This window comes from Streptomyces sp. NPDC058459 (assembly GCF_042721685.1).
In the GTDB taxonomy this organism is placed as follows: Bacteria; Actinomycetota; Actinomycetes; order Streptomycetales; family Streptomycetaceae; genus Streptomyces.
Map to the genome: position 1 here is coordinate 18276 of NZ_JBHXLV010000048.1, position 18734 is coordinate 37009.

Genomic DNA, 18734 nt, shown 5'->3' on the forward strand with positions numbered 1-18734 from the left:
GCACGCATGACGAAGGCCCGCCGCCCCCCGAAGGGGACGGCGGGCCTCTGCGCGCTGCGGTGGAACCGCCGGTCAGGCGGTCGCGGCCGGTGTGTACGGGGCAAGGTCGGCGGCCAGCTCCGCGTGCACCCGGACCTTGATCAGGGTGCCCTCGGCGGTGTGCTCCTCGGAGAGCACCTCGCCCTCGGTGTGGGCGCGGGCGACCAGCTTGCCCTGGGTGTACGGCACGAGCGCCTCGATCTCGACCGAGGGGCGGGGCAGCTCGTCGTCGATCAGGGCGAGCAGTTCCTCCAGTCCCAGGCCGGTGCGCGCCGAGACGGCGATGGACCGCTTCTCGACCCGCAGCAGCCGCTGGAGGACCAGCGGGTCGGCCGCGTCCGCCTTGTTGATCACGACGATCTCGGGCACGCCGGTCGCGCCGACCTCCCGGATCACCTCGCGCACGGCGGCGAGCTGCTCCTCCGGGACGGGGTGCGAACCGTCCACCACGTGCAGGATGAGGTCGGAGTCGCCGACCTCCTCCATGGTGGAGCGGAACGCCTCGACCAGGTGGTGCGGCAGGTGCCGGACGAAGCCCACGGTGTCGGCCAGCGTGTACAGCCGGCCGCCCGGGGTCTCCGCACGGCGGACGGTGGGGTCGAGGGTGGCGAACAGGGCGTTCTCCACCAGGACGCCCGCGCCCGTGAGGCGGTTGAGCAGGGAGGACTTGCCGGCGTTGGTGTAGCCGGCGATGGCGACGGAGGGCACCTTGTTGCGGCGGCGCTCCTGGCGCTTGATCTCGCGGCCGGTCTTCATCTCCGCGATCTCCCGGCGCATCTTCGCCATCTTCTCGCGGATACGGCGCCGGTCCGTCTCGATCTTGGTCTCACCGGGACCACGCGTGGCCAGGCCACCGCGGCCGCCACCCATCTGCCGGGACAGCGACTGACCCCAGCCGCGCAGTCGCGGCAGCATGTACTGCATCTGCGCGAGCGCGACCTGCGCCTTGCCCTCCCGGGACTTGGCGTGCTGGGCGAAGATGTCGAGGATCAGGGCCGTACGGTCGATGACCTTGACCTTGACGACGTCCTCCAGCTGGATCAGCTGGCCGGGGCTCAGTTCTCCGTCGCAGATGACGGTGTCCGCGCCGGTCTCCAGCACCACGTCGCGCAGCTCAAGGGCCTTGCCGGAGCCGATGTAGGTGGCCGCGTCGGGCTTGTCGCGGCGCTGGATCACGCCGTCGAGCACGAGGGCGCCGGCCGTCTCCGCGAGGGCGGCCAGCTCCGCGAGGGAGTTGTCCGCGTCCTGGGCGGTGCCGGTGGTCCACACTCCGACGAGCACGACCCGCTCCAGGCGGAGCTGGCGGTACTCGACCTCGGTGACGTCCTCCAGCTCGGTGGACAGCCCCGCGACACGGCGCAGGGCCGCGCGCTCGGAGCGGTCGAACTGGTCGCCGTCACGCTCGCCGTCGATGTCGTGCTTCCAGGCGACGTCCTCTTCCATCAGGGCATCGGCCCGAAGACCTTCGGGGTAGGCGTGCGCGAGGCGCTTGGCGTCCTGTGAAGGGGAAGAAGAGGAGGAGGTCATTGGTTCCTTACGTCGAGGGAGGGACCGGTCCGGCGGTCGGACGACCGGGAGGTCGGCGGGAGACCGGTGTTCGTCAGGGACAACGCGCGGGTTGCTTGGGAGATTCCCGTGCGCCGCGCCGCGCCGACCGGAAGATGGTCGCACGGCGCGGAGCGCTCCGTCATCGGGTTATCCCCCGTGGCGCCCGGGGTCAGCTCTTCCTGGCCCGGCCGGCGGGCGTGGGGGGCGGTACCTGCTTCCAGTCCGGATGGCCGGGCATGGGCGGGGTCTTCTCGCCGTACAGCCAGTCCTGGAAGAAGCCGGTCAGGTCGCGGCCGCCGATCGCGGAGGCGAGGCGGACGAAGTCGGCGGTGCCGACGCTGGTGTCCCGGTTCTGCTGGACCCACACCTTCTCCAGGCGTGCGAAGGCGTCCTTGCCGATCTCCTGGCGCAGGGCGAAGAGCACCAGGGCCGCGCCGTCGTAGATGTTGGAGCGGAAGATGCCGATCTTCTGGCCGGGGGCGGGCGGCTTGGGCCGGGCGGGCGGTCCGCCGGCGGCGCGCCAGCGGTCGGAGGCGCCGTAGGCGGCCTTCATGCGGTCGCGCAGCGGGTGGTCACCCTTCTCCTCGGCGTAGAGGGCCTCGTACCAGGTGGCGTGTCCTTCGTTCAGCCAGACGTCGGACCAGGTGCGGGGGCTGACGCTGTCGCCGAACCACTGGTGGGACAGCTCGTGGACCATGACCGACTCGATGTACCACTTGGGGTAGGCGGGCTCGGTGAAGATGTCCTTCTCGAACAGCGACAGGGTCTGCGTCTCCAGCTCGAACCCGGTGCTGGCCCGCGCCATCAGCACACCGTAGGTCTCGAACGGGTACGGGCCGATCTTGCTCTCCATCCAGGCGATCTGGTCCGGCGTCTTCGCGAGCCAGGGCTCCACCTCCTTCTTGTCGGCGGCGGGCACCACGTCGCGCAGCGGCAGCCCGTGCGGGCCGGTGCGCCGGACGACGGCGGAGTGGCCGATGGACACCTGGGCGAGTTCGGTGGCCATGGGGTGCCGGGAGCGGTAGCTCCAGGTGGTGGAGCCGCCCGTCCTGACCGCGCCGGCCGGCAGGCCGTTGGCGACGGCCGTGTAGTCGTTCGGGGCGGTGATGTGGAAGGTGAACATCGCCTTGTCGGACGGATGGTCGTTGCACGGGAAGACCAGGTGCGCGGCGTCGGCCTGGTTGGCCATGGCGAGCCCGTCGGTGGTCCGCACCCAGCCGCCGTCCCGGTCGTGGGCGGCGACGGGGTCGCTGGTGTGCCGCACGGTGATCCGGGTCAGGCTGCCGAGCGGCAGCGCGTGGTCCGGGGTGACGACGAGATCCTCGCCGGCGCTCGTGAAGGCGGCCTCACGCCCGTCCACCTGGACGGACTGGACGGTGCCGTGCGCGAAGTCGAGGTTGATCCGCCGCAGGGAGCTGGTGAGCCGGGCGTCGATGGTCGTGACTGCCCTGAGCGGCTTGTCGTTGCTGCCGGGATAGGTGAAGGCGAGGTCGTACGCGGCCACGTCGTAGCCGGGGTTGCCCAGCTCCGGGTAGATCCGGTCGCCGACGCCCAGCGGTTCGGCGGGGGCTCCGGCGGCGACGAGGCAGACCGTGACGGCCGAGGCGAGCAGCGCCGCCTTCGGACGCCGGAGGGACCGGCGTACGGGGTGGGGGCGCGTGGGGCGAGTGAGCAGCATGCCCCACCGCTACCAGCGTGTCGCCGCCGGGCGGTGACGGCGCGCGACGGGACCACCCGATCGGGTCGGTCCTGCGGCGGACCGGTGCCGGTTCCGGGCCGGGTTCGGGCGGCGGGTCCGCGCCGTCGGTCAGGCGGCGGGCGCCCGGACCCGGCTCACGTCGTACACGCCCGGTACGTCACGCATCGCGCGCATCAGGGCGGGCAGTTCGGCGGCGTCGGGGAGCTGGAGGGTGTAGGTGTGCCGGACCCGCTGCTGGTTGGGGGATTCCACGGTGGCGGAGACGATCCCGGCGCCCTCCAGCGCGATCACCTCGGTCAGGTCGGCGAGCAGATGGGGACGGCTGAACGATTCGGCGACCAGGGTGACCCGGCACGCGGCGGTGTCCCCCCAGCGCACGGCGATCTCCGCGCGCCCCCGGTTCTTCATGTCGTCGACCATGGAGCACTCCACCCGGTGCACGGTCACCGCTCCCCCGCGCACCGCGAAACCGACGATGTCGTCGGGCGGCACGGGGGTACAGCAGCCGGCCAGGCGCACCGAGCCGCCGGGCTCGTCCAGCAGGACGTCCGCGCCCCGGGGGCGCGCGGCGGGGGCGCCGGCGGCCGGACGGGGTTCGCCCTGGCCTTCCGCGTTGTCCGCGCTGCCCGCGGTGTCCGCGGTTTCCGGGGGGCGGGTGTCGGCGCCGGGGTGGGCCGTGAGCCAGCGCTGGATGGCGATGCGCGCGGTGGGGGTCTGGGCGTGCTCCAGCCATTCGCGGGAGGGTTCGGAGGCCGGGTCCTGGCCCATGAGCAACTGGACGGTGTCGCCGTCGCTCAGGACGGTGCCGAGAGCGGCCAGGCGGCCGTTGACGCGGGCGCCGATGCAGGCGTGGGCGTCCTCGCCGTACTGCGCGTAGGCGGCGTCCACGCAGGTGGCGCCCTCGGGCAGGCCCAGGGTGCCGCCGTCGGGCCGGACCACGGTGATCTCCCGGTCCTGGGCGAGGTCGTCGCGCAGGGTGGACCAGAAGGTGTCCGGGTCGGGGGCGGCTTGCTGCCAGTCGAGGAGGCGGGAGAGCCAGCCGGGGCGGGTGGGGTCGGCACGTTCGCCGTCGAGGCCGACGCCCTGCTCCTCGGCGGGCGGGGTGTACGGGTTGCCGAGTGCGATCACGCCCGCTTCGGCGGCCCGGTGCATGCGGTGGGTGCGGATGAGGACTTCGACGACCTGGCCGTCCGGGCGGGCCACGGCGGTGTGCAGCGACTGGTAGAGGTTGAACTTGGGTACGGCGATGAAGTCCTTGAACTCCGAGACGACCGGCGTGAGACAGGTGTGCAGCTCACCCAGGACGGCGTAGCAGTCCGCGTCTTCGTTCACGAGCACCAGCAGGCGGCCGAAGTCGGTGCCGCGCAGCGGGCCTCGCTTGCGGGAGACGCGGTGGACGGAGACGGAGTGGCGGGGCCGGATGAGGACTTCGGCCGGGATGTCGGCCTCGCGCAGCACGGCGCGCACCTCGTCGGCGACCTCGGCGAGGGGGTCCTCACCTGCGGCGTTCTCGGCGATGAGTTCGCTGGTGCGGGCGTATTCCTCCGGGAGGAGGATGGCGAAGACGAGGTCCTCCAGCTCGGTCTTCAGGGCCTGCACACCGAGGCGTTCGGCGAGCGGGATGAGGACGTCGTGGGTGACCTTGGCGATCCGCGCCTGCTTCTCGGGGCGCATCACGCCGAGGGTGCGCATGTTGTGCAGGCGGTCGGCGAGTTTGATCGACATCACGCGGACGTCGTTGCCGGTGGCGACGAGCATCTTGCGGAAGGTCTCCGGCTCGGCGGCGGCGCCGTAGTCGACCTTCTCCAGCTTGGTGACGCCGTCGACGAGATAGCGGACCTCCTCCCCGAACTCCTCCCTGACCTGGTCGAGGGTCACCTCGGTGTCCTCGACCGTGTCGTGGAGGAGGGAGGCGGTCAGGGTGGTGGTCTCGGCGCCCAGTTCGGCGAGGATCAGGGTCACCGCGAGGGGGTGGGTGATGTACGGCTCGCCGCTCTTGCGCATCTGGCCGCGGTGGGAGGACTCGGCCAGGAGGTAGGCGCGGCGCAGCGGGTCGAGGTCGGCGTCGGGGTGGTGGGCGCGGTGGGCCTCGGCCACGTGCCCGATGGCGTCGGGCAGCCTGCTCCGGACGGCGGCGCCGAGCAGCGCGGCCCGGCCGAGCCTGCGCAGGTCGATCCCCGGCCGGGACTTCCTGCGGGCCACCGTGGGCGCCGGGGGCGCGACCGGGCCTGGGGTCGCAGGGTTCGTGGCCTCCGCACTCATGGGCACCTCCGGCTCGTGGACCGGTGGACGGGGCCCGAGGGGCGTACGCGGCTCAGGGTTGGCGACGTTCCCCCGTCCGTGCCGGTGCTTGATGCTATCGAGCCCGTCACGTGCGACCGACCGCCTCTGGCCGAGCGTGCAACGGATCACCCGTTCGAGCGACGGCTTGGAGGTTTAGAGTTTGCGCCACGTGTCCTCCCGTCGCCTGCGGTGTCGAACGGTCTCGCTGTCGGAGAACGGCTGGTCCCCGGCGTCCGGAGCAGCCGGGGTGCATTCCGCCCGGGTCAGCGGGCCGCCCTTTCCAGCCATTCGCCGTCGATCTCGCCTTCGGCGACGATCACGGCCGCGCCCGTCAACTCGATCTCCCCGTCCGGCCGCTCGGTGATGACCAGCCGGCCGCCGGGCACGTCCACGGTGTAGGTCGCCGGGATGCCGGTGACGGCCGGGTCGGCGTCGTCGCGCCGGGCGGCGGCCACGGCGACCGCGCACGCGCCGGTGCCGCACGAACGGGTCTCGCCGGAACCGCGCTCGTGCACCCGCATGGCGACGTGCCGGGGGGCCCGGTCGACGACGAACTCCACGTTGACCCCGTCCGGGTAGGCGCCCTCCGGGCCGACCGGCGGCGCGGTGCGGAGGTCACCGGCGTGACCGAGGTCGTCGACGAAGGCGACGGCGTGCGGGTTGCCCATGTTCACGTTCCGCGCGGGCCAGCCGCGCTTGCCGACGCTCACCGTGACCTCTCCCTCGGGGAGGCGGGCCCGGCCCATGCCGACGGTCACCTCTCCGGCACCGGATTCGTCCTTGGCGATGTGGACCCGCTTGACGCCCCCGCGCGTGGCGATGGTGAGGTCGCCCGCGTCCACATGTCCAGCGTGCTGGAGGTAGCGCGCGAACACCCGCACTCCGTTGCCGCACATCTCGGCGACCGAGCCGTCGCCGTTGCGGTAGTCCATGAACCACTCGGCCTCGCCGGCCATGTCCCGGGCCTCGGGATGCGCGGCGGAACGCACCACGTGCAGCACCCCGTCGCCGCCGATGCCCGCGCGGCGGTCGCAGAGCGCGGCGACGGCGGCGGGTGTCAGGTCGAGGACGTTCTCGGGGTCGGGCACGATCACGAAGTCGTTCTCGGTGCCGTGCCCCTTGAGGAATGCGATCCGCGTGCTCATTCCTCGATCGTACGGGGTGGGTCGGACATCCCCGGAAAGCCCCGGCAGGCCCGGAAGGCAGCCGGGGGGCGCTAGCGCAGCCGGGCGACCCGCCATACGGCGAGGACGACGACGACCCCCACGAGCAGGGCGTAGGAGAGCACGACGCGCCAGTCGGCGCGCCGGCCGGAGCCGCGTGGGGACAGGCCCGGCCAGGTGTAGCCGACGCGGCGGGCGGCCATCATGCCCCAGCCGGCGGCACAGGAGCAGATCAGCAGGCCCAGCATGGCGATGACCGCGCCGCTGTCGCCGAAGTCGAAGGCGAGCGGGAAGGCGAACATCAGCGAGCCGAGCGCGGCCAGGCCCACGATGGGCGCAAGCTGCCAGATGCGCAGCCTGCGCTGGGGACGCAGTTCGACCTCGACCTCGGGGCCGCCCGTGAACATCTCCTCGGGCGTCGGCCCGTCGGCGGTGACCACGGTGGGGAGGTCGTCCGGACCGTCCTCGGCCAGGGGGTCGCCGAGGCCCGGCTCGTCACTGTAGGTGGTGATGTGCTCGGTGCCTGCTGCGGTGTCACGAGGGCCGGCCTCCATCGCCACGCGCCCTCCCAACTAGGACTTCACTGGTCGATCGAAGCTCGATGATGGCACGGCGCCGGAGGCCGGGTTGACCCGTGGCGCATCCCGATGCCATGACGTGATCAGGCTGTGACCGGTCGTTCGACCAACGCCAGCGCCAGCCCCGGAAGTTCCCCCCGGTCCGCCACGGCCCCGCTGAGCCAGTGGACCCTGGGGTCGCGCCGGAACCAGGTGTCCTGGCGGCGCGCGAAGCGCTTGGTCGAGCGCACGGTCTCCGCGCGCGCCTCGTCCTCGGTGCACTCCCCGGCGAGCGCGGTGAGCACCTGCTGATAGCCGAGCGCCCGGGACGCGGTAAGGCCCTCGCGCAGCCCCAGCGCCTCCAGCGCGCGCACCTCGTCCACGAGTCCGGCCTCCCACATGCGGTCGACGCGGCGCGCGATGCGCTCGTCCAGCTCGGGGCGGGCCACGTCGACGCCGATCTGCAGGGTGTCGTAGACCGAGTCGTGGCCGGGGAGGTTGGCGGTGAAGGGTTGGCCGGTGATCTCGATGACCTCAAGGGCCCGGACGATGCGGCGCCCGTTGCCGGGCAGGATGGCGCGGGCGGCGTCGGGGTCGGCGGCTGCCAGGCGGGCGTGCAGGGCGCCGGGGCCGCGCAGGGCCAGCTCGCCCTCCAGGCGGGCCCGGACCTCGGGGTCGGTGCCGGGGAACTCCAGATTGTCGACGGCGCCGCGCACGTAGAGTCCGGAGCCGCCGACCAGGACGGGCCAGCGGCCCTCGGCGAGCAGGGCGTCGATGCGGGCGCGGGCCAGCTTCTGGTACTCGGCGACCGAGGCGGCGACCTTCACGTCCCAGATGTCGAGGAGGTGGTGCGGGATTCCGCCGCGTTCCCCGGGGGTGAGCTTGGCGGTGCCAATGTCCATCCCCCGGTAGAGCTGCATCGAGTCGGCGTTGATGACCTCGCCGCCGAGCTGCTGGGCCAGGAAGACGCCGAGGTCGGACTTTCCGGCCGCGGTGGGGCCCACGACGGCGATGACACGGGGGGCGGGGGATGCACTGCTCACCGCACCAGTCTCGCAAACGTTCCGGCGCCCCCGGTGGCCGACGGGGGAAGCCGTGCCATCGAGGGGGCAGGAGTTACGGGTGCGGTCCGGGTGAGCGCGTGGTGTGACACCCCTCGGGGAGGGGTACCGTCCCGGCAAGCGACGCATCACGCGCATTCGGGTTGTTCCGGAAGGTGGATCATGGGCCTGTTCGACAATGTGAAGGCCGCGCTCGGCCCGGCCAAGGACAAGGTGACGGACCTGGCCCGGCAGCACGGTGACAAGGTGCAGGACGGGATCGACAAGGCCGCCCACGTGGTCGACGAGCGGACCAGGGGCAAGTACAGCGACAAGATCCACGCCGGTACGGACAAGGCCAAGGAAGCGGTGGACCGCCTCGGCCAGGAGGGCCGGAAGCCCGGCGCGAACGGTCCGCAGACGCCGCCGCGGACCCCGCCGGCCGGCTAGAAGTGCCCTGAAGATCTTGAAATTGCGCCCGTCTTGAACCGGTTCATGGCGATTGACATTTACTGGCACTCCAGGGCGAGTCGGGCGGCCGGATCAAGATCTTCATCGGCCTTCTAGCCGGCTAGCTCCAGGCGGCGACCAGGTACCCGACCCCGTACGGCGCCTCGTCGTACAGCAGCGTGCCCTCTAGCCCGGCGCCCTCGGCTGCCGCGGCGAGGACCTGCCAGGGGGCGCGGCCCGCTGCCTGGAGTTCACCGGCGAGCCCGGCGTCGAGTGCGGCGAGGACCGCCAGGTCGGCGGTCCCCAGCGCGCGGGCGGCCTCGGCGTCGAAGGGGGCCGCGCGTTCGTCGAGGTAGCCGGGGGCCTTGAGTGAGCGGCAGGCGCTGCCGTCGCCCATGACCAGCAGGGCGATCCGGTCGCTCCCGCCCGCGATCTCCGCGCCCAGCCCGGCGCACCGGGCGGCCGTGAGCGCCATGTCCACGGCCACGCCCTCGGCCGGCGCTTCCGCCCAGCCGGTCCGCTCCAGCAGCCAGGCGGCGACGGCCAGGGAAGCGGGCAGCTCTGCGGCGGAGGTGGCTCCGGGGCCGAGCGTCACGTCGAGATCGACACCGAAGCTCCGGAAGGAGCCCGGCGTGCCCTGCGGGTAATGCCCGCCGTGCTCGGCGGGGCCGATGACCACCAGGCGGTCGGGGCGGGCGGCGGCGAGTACGCCGAGCGCGTCCACGCAGGCGGCCCGGACGGCGTCCATTTCGGGCGCGGCACCGGCGGCGACCTCGGGGACGAGCAACGGGGGGCAGGGGCAGACGGCGACCGCGACAAGCATGACCGGCAGCGTAACGCGCCGCACCGGTGGCCCGGACGCCTCCTCGGCCGCCGGTACGGCGTGCGAACGGCTCAGTCGCAGCCGCAGCCGCTCGTGGCGGCGGGCAGCGGCGCGGGAACACCGATCTTCGGCAGGCCGAGCATGACGCCGGCCTTCCCGGCGGGCTCGGCGGCGTTGCGCTTCTCCCAGGCGTCGCCCGCGCGCGTGCGGCGCACGGCGAGGACGGGACCCTCGGCGAGCAGGTGATGCGGGGCGGCGTAGGTGACCTCGACGGTGACCACGTCGCCGGGCCGCACCTCCTCGTCCGGCTTGGTGAAGTGGACCAGGCGGTTGTCGGGGGCGCGGCCGGAGAGACGGTGGGTGGCACCGTCCTTGCGGCCCTCGCCCTCGGCGACCATCAGGTCCAGGGTGCGGCCGACCTGCTTCTTGTTCTCCTCCCAGGAGATCTCGTCCTGGAGGGCCACGAGGCGCTCGTAGCGGGCCTGCACGACCTCCTTGGGGATCTGGCCGTCCATGGTCGCGGCCGGGGTGCCGGGGCGCTTGGAGTACTGGAAGGTGAACGCCTGGGCGAACCGGGCCTCGCGGACCACGTGCATGGTCTGCTCGAAGTCCTCCTCGGTCTCGCCCGGGAAGCCCACGATGATGTCGGTGGTGATGGCCGCGTGCGGGATGGCGGCGCGGACCTTCTCGATGATCCCGAGGTAGCGCTCATGCCGGTACGAGCGGCGCATCGCCTTCAGGACGGTGTCCGAGCCGGACTGGAGCGGCATGTGCAGCTGCGGCATCGCGTTCGGCGTCTCGGCCATGGCGGCGATCACGTCGTCGGTGAAGTCGCGGGGGTGCGGCGAGGTGAAGCGGACGCGCTCCAGGCCCTCGATCGTCCCGCAGGCGCGCAGCAGCTTGCTGAACGCCTCGCGGTCGCCGATGTCGGAGCCGTAGGCGTTGACGTTCTGCCCGAGCAGGGTGATCTCGCTGACGCCCTCGGCGACCAGCGCCTCGATCTCGGCGAGGATGTCGCCGGTCCTGCGGTCCTTCTCCTTGCCGCGCAGCGCCGGGACGATACAGAAGGTGCAGGTGTTGTTGCAGCCGACGGAGATCGACACCCAGGCCGCGTACGCGCTCTCGCGCCGGGTCGGCAGGGTGGAGGGGAACGCCTCCAGCGACTCGGCGATCTCGACCTGCGCCTCCTCCTGCACGCGGGCGCGCTCCAGCAGCACGGGCAGCTTGCCGATGTTGTGCGTGCCGAAGACGACGTCCACCCACGGCGCCCGCTTCACGATGGTGTCGCGGTCCTTCTGCGCGAGGCAGCCGCCGACCGCGATCTGCATACCGGGGCGGGACGCCTTGCGGGGCGCGAGCCGGCCGAGGTTGCCGTAGAGCCGGTTGTCGGCGTTCTCCCGGACCGCGCAGGTGTTGAACACGACCACGTCGGCATCGCCGTCCGCCCCCTCGGGCGCCCGGACATACCCGGCGTCCTCCAGCAGCCCGGACAATCGCTCGGAGTCGTGGACGTTCATCTGGCACCCGTAGGTGCGCACCTCGTACGTCTTGGCTGCTCGAACGTCCACTGCCGGGCTCCGGTCGCTGCTGATGGTCATGGGTCAAGGGTAGGCGGTCCCTGGCGGCCCTCCGCCCCCGCTCGGGGGGTTCGTGGCCGGAGACACGGCGGGGCCGGTCAGTCCCCCGCGGGGGTCCAGCCCTGGCGGCGCAGGACGGCCGAGACGTCGGGGGCGCGGTAGTGCTCGCCCTTGAGGACCTTGCCGTCCTCGCGGCGGGCGATCTCGCCTTCGGGGCCGATCTTGCTCATGTTGGCGCGGTGGATCTCGGCGATCACCTCGTCGAGGTCGATGCCGTGGACCAGCGCGGTGCCGTAGGCCACGTACACCACGTCCGCCAGTTCCCGCGCGAGGTGGTCGAGCGGGCCGGTGACCGACACCTCGGCCGCCTCGGCGGCTTCCTCGGCGAGCAGTTCCCCTCGGTGCGCGGCCAGTTCGGCACCGATCTCGGTGGGTATGGTGCGGGCGCCGAGACCGAAGGCGTGGTGGAACTCGCTGACGAGGCGGGCCGGAGAAGTGCTCATGCGGCGACTCTAACGGCCGACTCCGACAGCCCCGCCGGTTGTCCACAGGCGGCCGGAGCCCTGGCCGCCGGGTTGTCCACAGCCCTGGTCGGCCCGCTTCCGGCCTGGCAGGATCGCCCGCATGTCCAAGGTGTTCCCGTTCACCGAGATTTCCGCCAGGCTGCCCGGCCGGCGCCGCGTGCTGTGGGCGTCGGGCGCGGGAGTCGTGGTGCTGGGTCTGCTGCTGTGGTGGCTGGCCCCGCTCGGCGAGAAGCCGCCGAGCGGGACGATCGTGTTCAGCACGGGCGGCACCCGCGGGGTGTACGAGGAGTACGGCCGTCGCCTGCGCAACGAGCTGGCGAAGGACATGCCCGGTCTGACGGTGAAGCTCACGAGCAGCGCCGGTTCGCAGGAGAACGTGCAGCGGGTGGCGGCCGGGAAGGCGGACTTCACCATAGCGGCGGCCGACGCGGTGCAGACGTACGAGCAGGCGCACCCCGCCGAGCACCGGCTGCGCGGGGTGGCCCGGCTCTACGACGACTATGTGCAGATCGTCGTGGCGCCCGACTCGGGCATCGACAGCGTCGCCGACCTCCGTGACAAGCGGGTCGCCACCGGCCTGCCGAACTCCGGTGTGCGGCTGATCGCGGACGGCGTGCTGACGGCGGCCGGGATCGACCCGGAGAAGGGCATCGTGCCGGTGTCCGCCGGGATCGACACCGGTCCGGACATGCTGGCTGACCACGACATCGACGCCTTCTTCTGGTCCGGCGGCCTGCCCACCGGCGGGCTCACGGAGCTGGCGGACAAGTCGGGATTCCGGTTCGTGCCGATAGAGGGAAAGCTCGTCTCCCGGTTACACGCCGAGGGGGAGGCGGCGCGCTACTACCGGCCCACCAACATGCCCGAGTCGGCGTATCCCCGGGTGCAGCACGGTTCCACGGTGGCCACCATCGCGGTGTCCAACCTGCTGATGACCCGCGCCGACCTGGACCCGAGGCTCACGGAGTGGATAACCCGCATCGTGATCAAGAGCCGGGACGAGATAGGCAAGCATGTGCACTCCGCGCAGCGCGTGGATCTGCGCACCGCCGTCTACACCGACCCGCTCCCCCTGCACATCGGTGCCCGGCGCTACTACCGCTCGGTCAAACCCTGACGCGGGCCGGGCACGGGGGCGTGCCGGGGCAGGGTGACCGTGACCCGCAGCCCCCCGGGCTCGTGGTGGCCGTAGGCGATCGAGCAGCCCGTCGCGGCGAGCAGGGCGCGGGTGATGGACAAGCCGAGACCTGAGCCCTTGATGTTCTGGTGGCGGCCGCTGCGCCAGAACCGGTCGCCCACCCGCTCCAGTTCGTCGTCGGTCAGGCCCGGCCCGGTGTCGGTGACCTGGACGGTGGTGGTGTCACCGCACGCGAGGACACCGACCTCGACCGTGCCGTGCTCGGGGGTGAACTTGACGGCGTTGTCGATCACCGCGTCCAGCGCGCTGGACAGGTAGAGCGCGTCGGCCCAGGCGGTCGTGGGCGGGCAGTCGCCCACCAGCCGCACGCCCTTGGCGCCGGCGGCCGGCGTCCAGGCGGCGACCCGCTCCTCCGCGAGCGCGCCGATGTCGGTCAGCCGGGCCTCGGTCTCGGCGTGTTCGGCCAGCGCCAGGTCGAGCAGATCGTCCAGCACCTGAGCCAGCCGCTTGCCCTCGGTGCGCACGGAGGCGATCTCCGCGTTGTCCTCGGGCAGTTCGAGGGAGAGCAGTTCGATCCGCAGCAAGAGCGCCGAGAGGGGGTTGCGCAACTGATGGGAAGCGTCCGCGACAAAGGCCCGCTGCTGCTCCAGCACGTCCTCGACGTTGTCCGCCATCTCGTTGAACGACTTGGCCAGCCGCCGCAGTTCGGGCGGCCCGCCGCCGACCGCGACGCGCGACTTCAGCCGTCCGGTGGCGATGTCGTGGGTGGTGGCGTCCAGGATGCGCACCGGCCTCAGCACCCAGCCGGTCAGCCGCAGCGCCGCACCCACCGCGAGCAGCATCGCCGCGATCTCCCCGGCCGCGATCATCGCCCAGCCGCGCAGGACGCGCCATCGCATCCGCTCGGTGGGCGAGTCGGTGACGACGACCGCGACCACATCCCCGTCCCGGATGACGGGCGAGGCGACCACGAGCCGGGTCCGCTGCCAGGGCCACACCTGGCCGGGGTCGTGACTGCGACGGCTGAGCAGCGCCTCCTCGAAGGCAGCCCGGACCACCCCCTCCTGCGGTACGAACCAGTCACTTGGGGCATTGACCATGGCGGAGCGGTCGCTGTAGAAGACACCGGCGCGGATGTCGTAGACGTCGTGGTAGCTCTCCAGCTCGCGGAGGAGGGTCTGGAGGCGTTCGTCCGGGGCGGTGGTCCGGCCGCCGCTCGGGGTATCGGTGACGAACTGGGCGAGCGCGGCGAAGCGCGCGGTGTCGTCTATGCGGTCCACGATGACGCGCTGCTGCTGAGCGGCGGCCACGCTGACGGCGAGCGGCACGCCGAGCGCGAGGAGTACGGCCGCCATCAGCACGATGAGCAGCGGCAGCAGCCGAGTGCGCACCCGGCCCCGCTATCCGGCCGGGGCGACGAGCCGGTAGCCGACCCCGCGCACGGTCTCGATCAGCGCGGGCATGCGCAGCTTGGCGCGCAGCGACGCCACATGCACCTCCAGCGTGCGCCCGGTCCCTTCCCAACTGGTGCGCCACACCTCGCTGATGATCTGCTCCCGCCGGAAGACCACCCCGGGTCGCTGGGCGAGCAGCGCGAGCAGGTCGAACTCCTTGCGGGTCAGCGGGACGTTGGCCCCGGCGACGCTGACCTGCCGGGTGGGCAGTTCGATACGGAGCGTGCCGAGCAGCAGGGCGGCGCCGTCGTCGCCGGCCACCGCGTCCTCGGGGACGGTGCGGCGGCTGACGGCGTGGATGCGGGCGAGGAGTTCACCGGTGTCGTACGGCTTCACGACGTAGTCGTCGGCGCCCAGGTTGAGCCCGTGGATGCGGGAGCGGATGTCGGAGCGGGCGGTGACCATGATGACCGGGGTGCCGGTGCGCTTGCGGATCTTGCCGCAGACCTCGTAGCCGTCCTGGTCGGGCAGGCCGAGGTCGAGCAGGATCACGCCGAAGCCGGGGCCCTCGGGGACGAGCGCCTGGAGCGCCTCCTCCCCGCTGCGGGCATGGGTGACGTCGAAGCCGTGCCGGGCGAGGATCGCGGAGAGGGCCGCGGCGACATGGTTGTCGTCCTCGACGAGCAGCAGTCTCATCCCGGCCCCCTCCGGTTCAGCGGTCGTACGGTCTGGGTTCTTCTCACGTGCGTACCGATGAGGCGCGCTCGTGCACCATGCAGTGACTCCGATGAAGGACGACGCCGTCAAGAGCGTTCCGGTTGCCCGCGCCTTCCGTTATCCGGCCGATACGCGCGCCGAAGGCGAGTGCTACGACACGTGTTTGATTGCTATCGGATCGTGATGCTCAGATTCACCTCAGATGTGGTGACGTGGGTGGAGGTTCGTCACTACTGTCCCCGGAAACCGAGGAGGACGGAGCCCTAGAGCGATGACCGAAGTAGCGGTGGCCGAGGAAGACGTGGCCGCGTCCGACGACCTGGTCGTCCTGAAGAGCGTCAACAAGCACTTCGGCGCCTTGCATGTGCTCCAGGAGATCGACCTGACGATCGGCCGCGGTGAGGTCGTCGTGGTCATCGGACCCTCCGGATCAGGCAAGTCGACCCTGTGTCGCACCATCAACCGCCTGGAGACGATCGACTCCGGCAGCATCACCATCGACGGCAAGCCGCTGCCCCAGGAGGGCAAGGCGCTGGCCCGGCTGCGGGCTGACGTCGGAATGGTGTTCCAGTCCTTCAACCTCTTTGCGCACAAGACCGTGCTCGAGAACGTGATGCTGGGTCAGCTCAAGGTCCGCGGGACGGACAAGAAGAAGGCCGAGGAGCAGGCGCGCGCCCTGCTCGACCGGGTCGGCGTCGGCAGCCAGGCCGACAAGTACCCGGCGCAGCTGTCCGGTGGCCAGCAGCAGCGTGTCGCCATCGCTCGGGCGCTGGCGATGGGCCCGAAGGTGATGCTCTTCGACGAGCCCACCTCGGCCCTCGACCCCGAGATGATCAACGAGGTCCTCGAGGTCATGCAGCAGCTGGCCCGCGAGGGGATGACGATGGTCGTCGTCACCCACGAGATGGGCTTCGCCCGCTCGGCCGCGAACCGCGTGGTCTTCATGGCGGACGGCCGGATCGTCGAACAGGCCGCCCCCGAACAGTTCTTCAGCCACCCCCGCAGCGACCGGGCCAAGGACTTCCTGTCGAAGATCCTTCACCACTGACTCCGCCGCACGGGCCGCGTCTGCGCCTGCCCGTGCCCGCGTCTCCCCGCCTGTGCAAGGCGGACTCCGCCGATTCGAAGGATGTCCTCATGAAGTTCCGCAAGTCCGCCTCCGTGGCGGTCCTCGCCACCCTCGCGCTGGCCATGACCGCCTGCGGCGGAGAGTCCGGCAACGCCGGTGACAAGCCGTCCGGAGGAGACAGCGGCGCGGCGGCCGCGAAGCTCCCGTCCTATGCCGTGGCCACGGACGTGAAGATCGACTCCGCCACCCTCAAGAGGGCGCAGAAGGCCGGCAAGCTCGTCATCGGTGCCAAGAACGACCAGCCGTACCTCGGCTTCGAGGACACGACCGGCAAGCGGTCCGGCTTCGACATCGAGATCGCCAAGATGGTCGCCGCCGACCTCGGATTCAAGCCCGAGCAGCTCGAGTTCAAGACGGTGGACTCCAACGTTCGGGAGACGACCATCTCCAAGGGCGAGGTGGACCTGTACGTCGGCACCTACACGATCAACGACAAGCGCAAGCAGCTGGTCGGCTTCGCGGGCCCGTACTTCCTCGCCGGCGCGGACCTCCTGGTCCGCAAGGGGGACAAGGCCATCACCGGCGCCGACTCGCTCAAGGGCAAGACGGTCTGCTCCATCAAGGGTTCCACTCCGCTCCAGGAGATCAAGAAGCCCAAGTACGGTGCGAAGACCGTGGAGCTGTCGAAGTACTCCGAGTGCGTGCAGCAGTTGCTGAACAACGAGGTCGACGCCGTCACCACCGACGACGCGATCCTCAAGGGCTACGCCGCGCAGCGCCCGACCAAGCTCCAGGTGGTCGGCAAGCCGTTCACCAAGGAGCCGTACGGCGTGGGCATGAACAAGGACGACAAGGCCCTGCGCGACGCGGTGAACGACGCGCTGGAGAAGCACGAGAAGAACGGCGACTACAAGAAGGCGTACGACGCGACGCTCGGTCTGTCCGGCTCCTCGTACACGGCGCCGCCGGCCACCGAGCGCTACTGACGCACCGCTGACACATCGCCGCGTCGAAGCGCCGGGCAGGGCAGTCGCCGGCCCGGCGCTTCGAGTCCGTGAGGACGCGGCGCCGACGGGTCCGGGCCGGCCGTACCGTCCCGGCCGCGGCCTTCCCTGCCCGTACACCGCCACGAGGACCTCCCCGTGAACATATTGGTCGACCATCTCGCGGAGTTCCGCGAGGGGTTCATCGGCACTGTTCTGCTGACACTCGCCAGCGGACTCCTCGCGATGGTGCTGGGTGTCATCATCGCCGGTTTCCGCGTCTCTCCCGTTCCGCCCCTGCGCGTGTTCGGCACCGCGTGGGTCACGCTCTTCCGCAACACACCCCTGACGCTGCTCTTCCTCATCGCCTGGTTCGTGGTCCCGGTGGTGTTCGTACCGGGTATGAGCCCGTGGACCAAGGCGCTGCTCGCCCTCGGCTTCTACACGTCGGCCTTCGTCTGCGAGGCGGTGCGGTCGGGTATCAACACGGTGCCGCTGGGGCAGGCGGAAGCCGCCCGCTCGCTCGGCATGAGTTTCGTCCAGACACTGCGGCTGATAGTCCTCCCGCAGGCCACCCGGACCGTGATCGCCCCCCTGAGTTCGATCTTCATCGCGCTCACCAAGAACTCGGCGATCGCGGGCGCGTTCAGCGTGACCGAGCTGTTCGGGGTGCAGAAGCTCCTCAGTGACCAGGGGTACGCCATCACCTGGATCTTCGTGTGGGTGGCCCTGGGCTACCTCGTCATCACTTTCTCGATCAGCGGCCTGTTCCGGCTGCTGGAGAGGCGTCTGGGGGTCGCGCGATGAGTTCGAGCGTTCTGTTCGACACGCCCGGTCCCAGGGCCCGGGTCCGCAACCGTTTCCTCACGGTGCTGGGTTCGCTGGCGCTGGTGGCCCTGCTCGTCTTCGTCGTCCACCGGCTGGACGTGAAGGGCCAGCTGGACCCGAACGTCTGGAACATCTTCAACAACGCGGGCGTCCGCACCAACATTCGCGACGGCATCCTGACCACGCTCAAGGTCTTCGCGGTGGCCGGAGTCCTGTCCCTGGTGCTGGGCCTGCTGCTCGCCGTGGCACGCGTGTCCGACCACCGGCCGGTCCGCTGGTTCGCCACCGGATTCATCGAGCTGTTCCGCGCCGTGCCTCTCCTCATCACCATCTACGCCCTGTGGGTCGTCTTCCTCACCTACAAGACCGACCTCGGCGTGGTGGGCGACAACGCCGCCTTCTGGGGTCTGGTCATCGGCCTGACCGTCTACAACGGCACTGTCCAGGCCGAGGTGTTCCGCGCGGGCATCAACGCCGTGCCCCGGGGACAGGTCGAGGCGGCGTACGCGCTCGGTCTCCGCAAGCACCAGGTGATGACGACGCTGCTGCTGCCGCAGGCGGTGCGCTCGATGCTGCCTACGGTGATCAGCCAGCTCGTGGTCACGCTGAAGGACACCTCGCTCGGCTACATCATCACGTACACCGAACTCCTGTACGCCACCCGGAAGATGGCCACCAACATCATCGTCAACGGGGAGAACCCGTTCACGGCGGTCACCATCGTGGCCGGGGCGATCTACATCACGATGTGTCTCGCGCTCTCCTCGGTGGCGACCTGGCTCGAGCGGCGTGGCCGCCGGGCGAAGACCGGCATCGCCGTGGCCTCGGCGGCGGGGGCCGACGAGCCGCCGGAGGTGCCAGACACCCCCGACGACGGCACCGTCGCCGCCCGCCCCGTGAAG

At 71.2% G+C, this 18734-nt stretch carries 17 protein-coding genes; 6 read left to right on the plus strand and 11 right to left on the minus strand.

Features of this window, described 5'->3' with window-relative positions:
- Positions 1–72: 72 nt before the first annotated feature.
- The 6 genes from hflX to miaA all read right to left on the minus strand — a co-directional run bounded on the left by hflX (position 73) and on the right by miaA (position 8332).
- Positions 73–1566: a GTPase HflX gene (gene hflX / locus ACFWN1_RS12280; protein ID WP_384360320.1), complete on the minus strand. Its 1494-nt coding sequence runs from the start codon at positions 1564–1566 to the stop codon at positions 73–75.
- A gap of 190 nt (positions 1567–1756) precedes the next feature.
- The gene (locus ACFWN1_RS12285) at positions 1757–3265 is read right to left on the minus strand and encodes a M1 family metallopeptidase (protein ID WP_384360322.1); all 1509 of its coding nucleotides are present in this window, start codon (positions 3263–3265) and stop codon (positions 1757–1759) included.
- 129 nt (positions 3266–3394) lie between these two features.
- Positions 3395–5548 (minus strand): RelA/SpoT family protein, encoded by a 2154-nt coding sequence (locus ACFWN1_RS12290; protein ID WP_384360324.1) that lies wholly within the window; start codon positions 5546–5548, stop codon positions 3395–3397.
- A 284-nt stretch (positions 5549–5832) separates the two neighbouring features.
- Positions 5833–6714: a diaminopimelate epimerase gene (gene dapF / locus ACFWN1_RS12295; RefSeq protein ID WP_384360326.1), complete on the minus strand. Its 882-nt coding sequence runs from the start codon at positions 6712–6714 to the stop codon at positions 5833–5835.
- A gap of 71 nt (positions 6715–6785) precedes the next feature.
- The gene (locus ACFWN1_RS12300; RefSeq protein ID WP_384360352.1) at positions 6786–7286 is read right to left on the minus strand and encodes a hypothetical protein; all 501 of its coding nucleotides are present in this window, start codon (positions 7284–7286) and stop codon (positions 6786–6788) included.
- A 107-nt stretch (positions 7287–7393) separates the two neighbouring features.
- Positions 7394–8332, minus strand: a complete 939-nt coding sequence (miaA, locus tag ACFWN1_RS12305; protein ID WP_384360328.1) for a tRNA (adenosine(37)-N6)-dimethylallyltransferase MiaA — start codon at positions 8330–8332, stop codon at positions 7394–7396.
- Positions 8333–8512: 180 nt separating this feature from the next.
- Here miaA and ACFWN1_RS12310 point away from each other — a divergent pair, with 180 nt between their 5' ends.
- Positions 8513–8779 (plus strand): antitoxin, encoded by a 267-nt coding sequence (locus ACFWN1_RS12310; protein ID WP_384360330.1) that lies wholly within the window; start codon positions 8513–8515, stop codon positions 8777–8779.
- A 121-nt stretch (positions 8780–8900) separates the two neighbouring features.
- Here ACFWN1_RS12310 and ACFWN1_RS12315 read toward each other — a convergent pair whose 3' ends face one another.
- The 3 genes from ACFWN1_RS12315 to ACFWN1_RS12325 form a co-directional block, all read right to left on the minus strand.
- Complete coding sequence (locus ACFWN1_RS12315; protein WP_384360332.1) at positions 8901–9602, minus strand: class III extradiol dioxygenase subunit B-like domain-containing protein; 702 nt, start codon at positions 9600–9602, stop codon at positions 8901–8903.
- A 71-nt stretch (positions 9603–9673) separates the two neighbouring features.
- Entirely contained in the window at positions 9674–11200 is a 1527-nt protein-coding gene (gene miaB / locus ACFWN1_RS12320; RefSeq protein WP_384360334.1) for a tRNA (N6-isopentenyl adenosine(37)-C2)-methylthiotransferase MiaB, read from the minus strand.
- A 77-nt stretch (positions 11201–11277) separates the two neighbouring features.
- Positions 11278–11682 (minus strand): MazG nucleotide pyrophosphohydrolase domain-containing protein, encoded by a 405-nt coding sequence (locus ACFWN1_RS12325; RefSeq protein WP_384360336.1) that lies wholly within the window; start codon positions 11680–11682, stop codon positions 11278–11280.
- Positions 11683–11803: 121 nt separating this feature from the next.
- On the opposite strand from ACFWN1_RS12325, the gene ACFWN1_RS12330 reads away from it, so the two are divergent.
- Positions 11804–12820 (plus strand): TAXI family TRAP transporter solute-binding subunit, encoded by a 1017-nt coding sequence (locus tag ACFWN1_RS12330; protein WP_384360338.1) that lies wholly within the window; start codon positions 11804–11806, stop codon positions 12818–12820.
- On the opposite strand, the gene ACFWN1_RS12335 is transcribed toward ACFWN1_RS12330, so the two are convergent.
- Both ACFWN1_RS12335 and ACFWN1_RS12340 read right to left on the minus strand, forming a co-directional pair.
- Positions 12799–14232 carry an ATP-binding protein gene (locus tag ACFWN1_RS12335; RefSeq protein WP_384360340.1) on the minus strand — a complete coding sequence of 478 codons (1434 nt, stop codon included), beginning with the start codon at positions 14230–14232 and terminating at the stop codon, positions 12799–12801. The two genes, ACFWN1_RS12330 and ACFWN1_RS12335, sit on opposite strands and share 22 nt — an antisense overlap.
- A 9-nt stretch (positions 14233–14241) precedes the next feature.
- The gene (locus ACFWN1_RS12340) at positions 14242–14931 is read right to left on the minus strand and encodes a response regulator transcription factor (protein WP_384360342.1); all 690 of its coding nucleotides are present in this window, start codon (positions 14929–14931) and stop codon (positions 14242–14244) included.
- Between the two features lie 292 nt (positions 14932–15223).
- On the opposite strand from ACFWN1_RS12340, the gene ACFWN1_RS12345 reads away from it, so the two are divergent.
- From ACFWN1_RS12345 to ACFWN1_RS12360, 4 genes are all read left to right on the plus strand, one after another.
- A complete protein-coding gene (locus ACFWN1_RS12345) occupies positions 15224–16000 on the plus strand; it encodes an amino acid ABC transporter ATP-binding protein (RefSeq protein WP_384360344.1) in 777 nt (258 codons plus the stop codon).
- Between the two features lie 89 nt (positions 16001–16089).
- On the plus strand, positions 16090–17007 hold the full coding sequence (locus tag ACFWN1_RS12350; protein ID WP_384360346.1) for a transporter substrate-binding domain-containing protein: 918 nt from the start codon (positions 16090–16092) through the stop codon (positions 17005–17007).
- A 156-nt stretch (positions 17008–17163) separates the two neighbouring features.
- Positions 17164–17811 (plus strand): amino acid ABC transporter permease, encoded by a 648-nt coding sequence (locus tag ACFWN1_RS12355; RefSeq protein ID WP_384360348.1) that lies wholly within the window; start codon positions 17164–17166, stop codon positions 17809–17811.
- Positions 17808–18734 (plus strand): amino acid ABC transporter permease (locus ACFWN1_RS12360; RefSeq protein ID WP_384360350.1); only part of this gene is annotated, 927 nt, incomplete at its 3' end. The genes ACFWN1_RS12355 and ACFWN1_RS12360, both read left to right, overlap by 4 nt.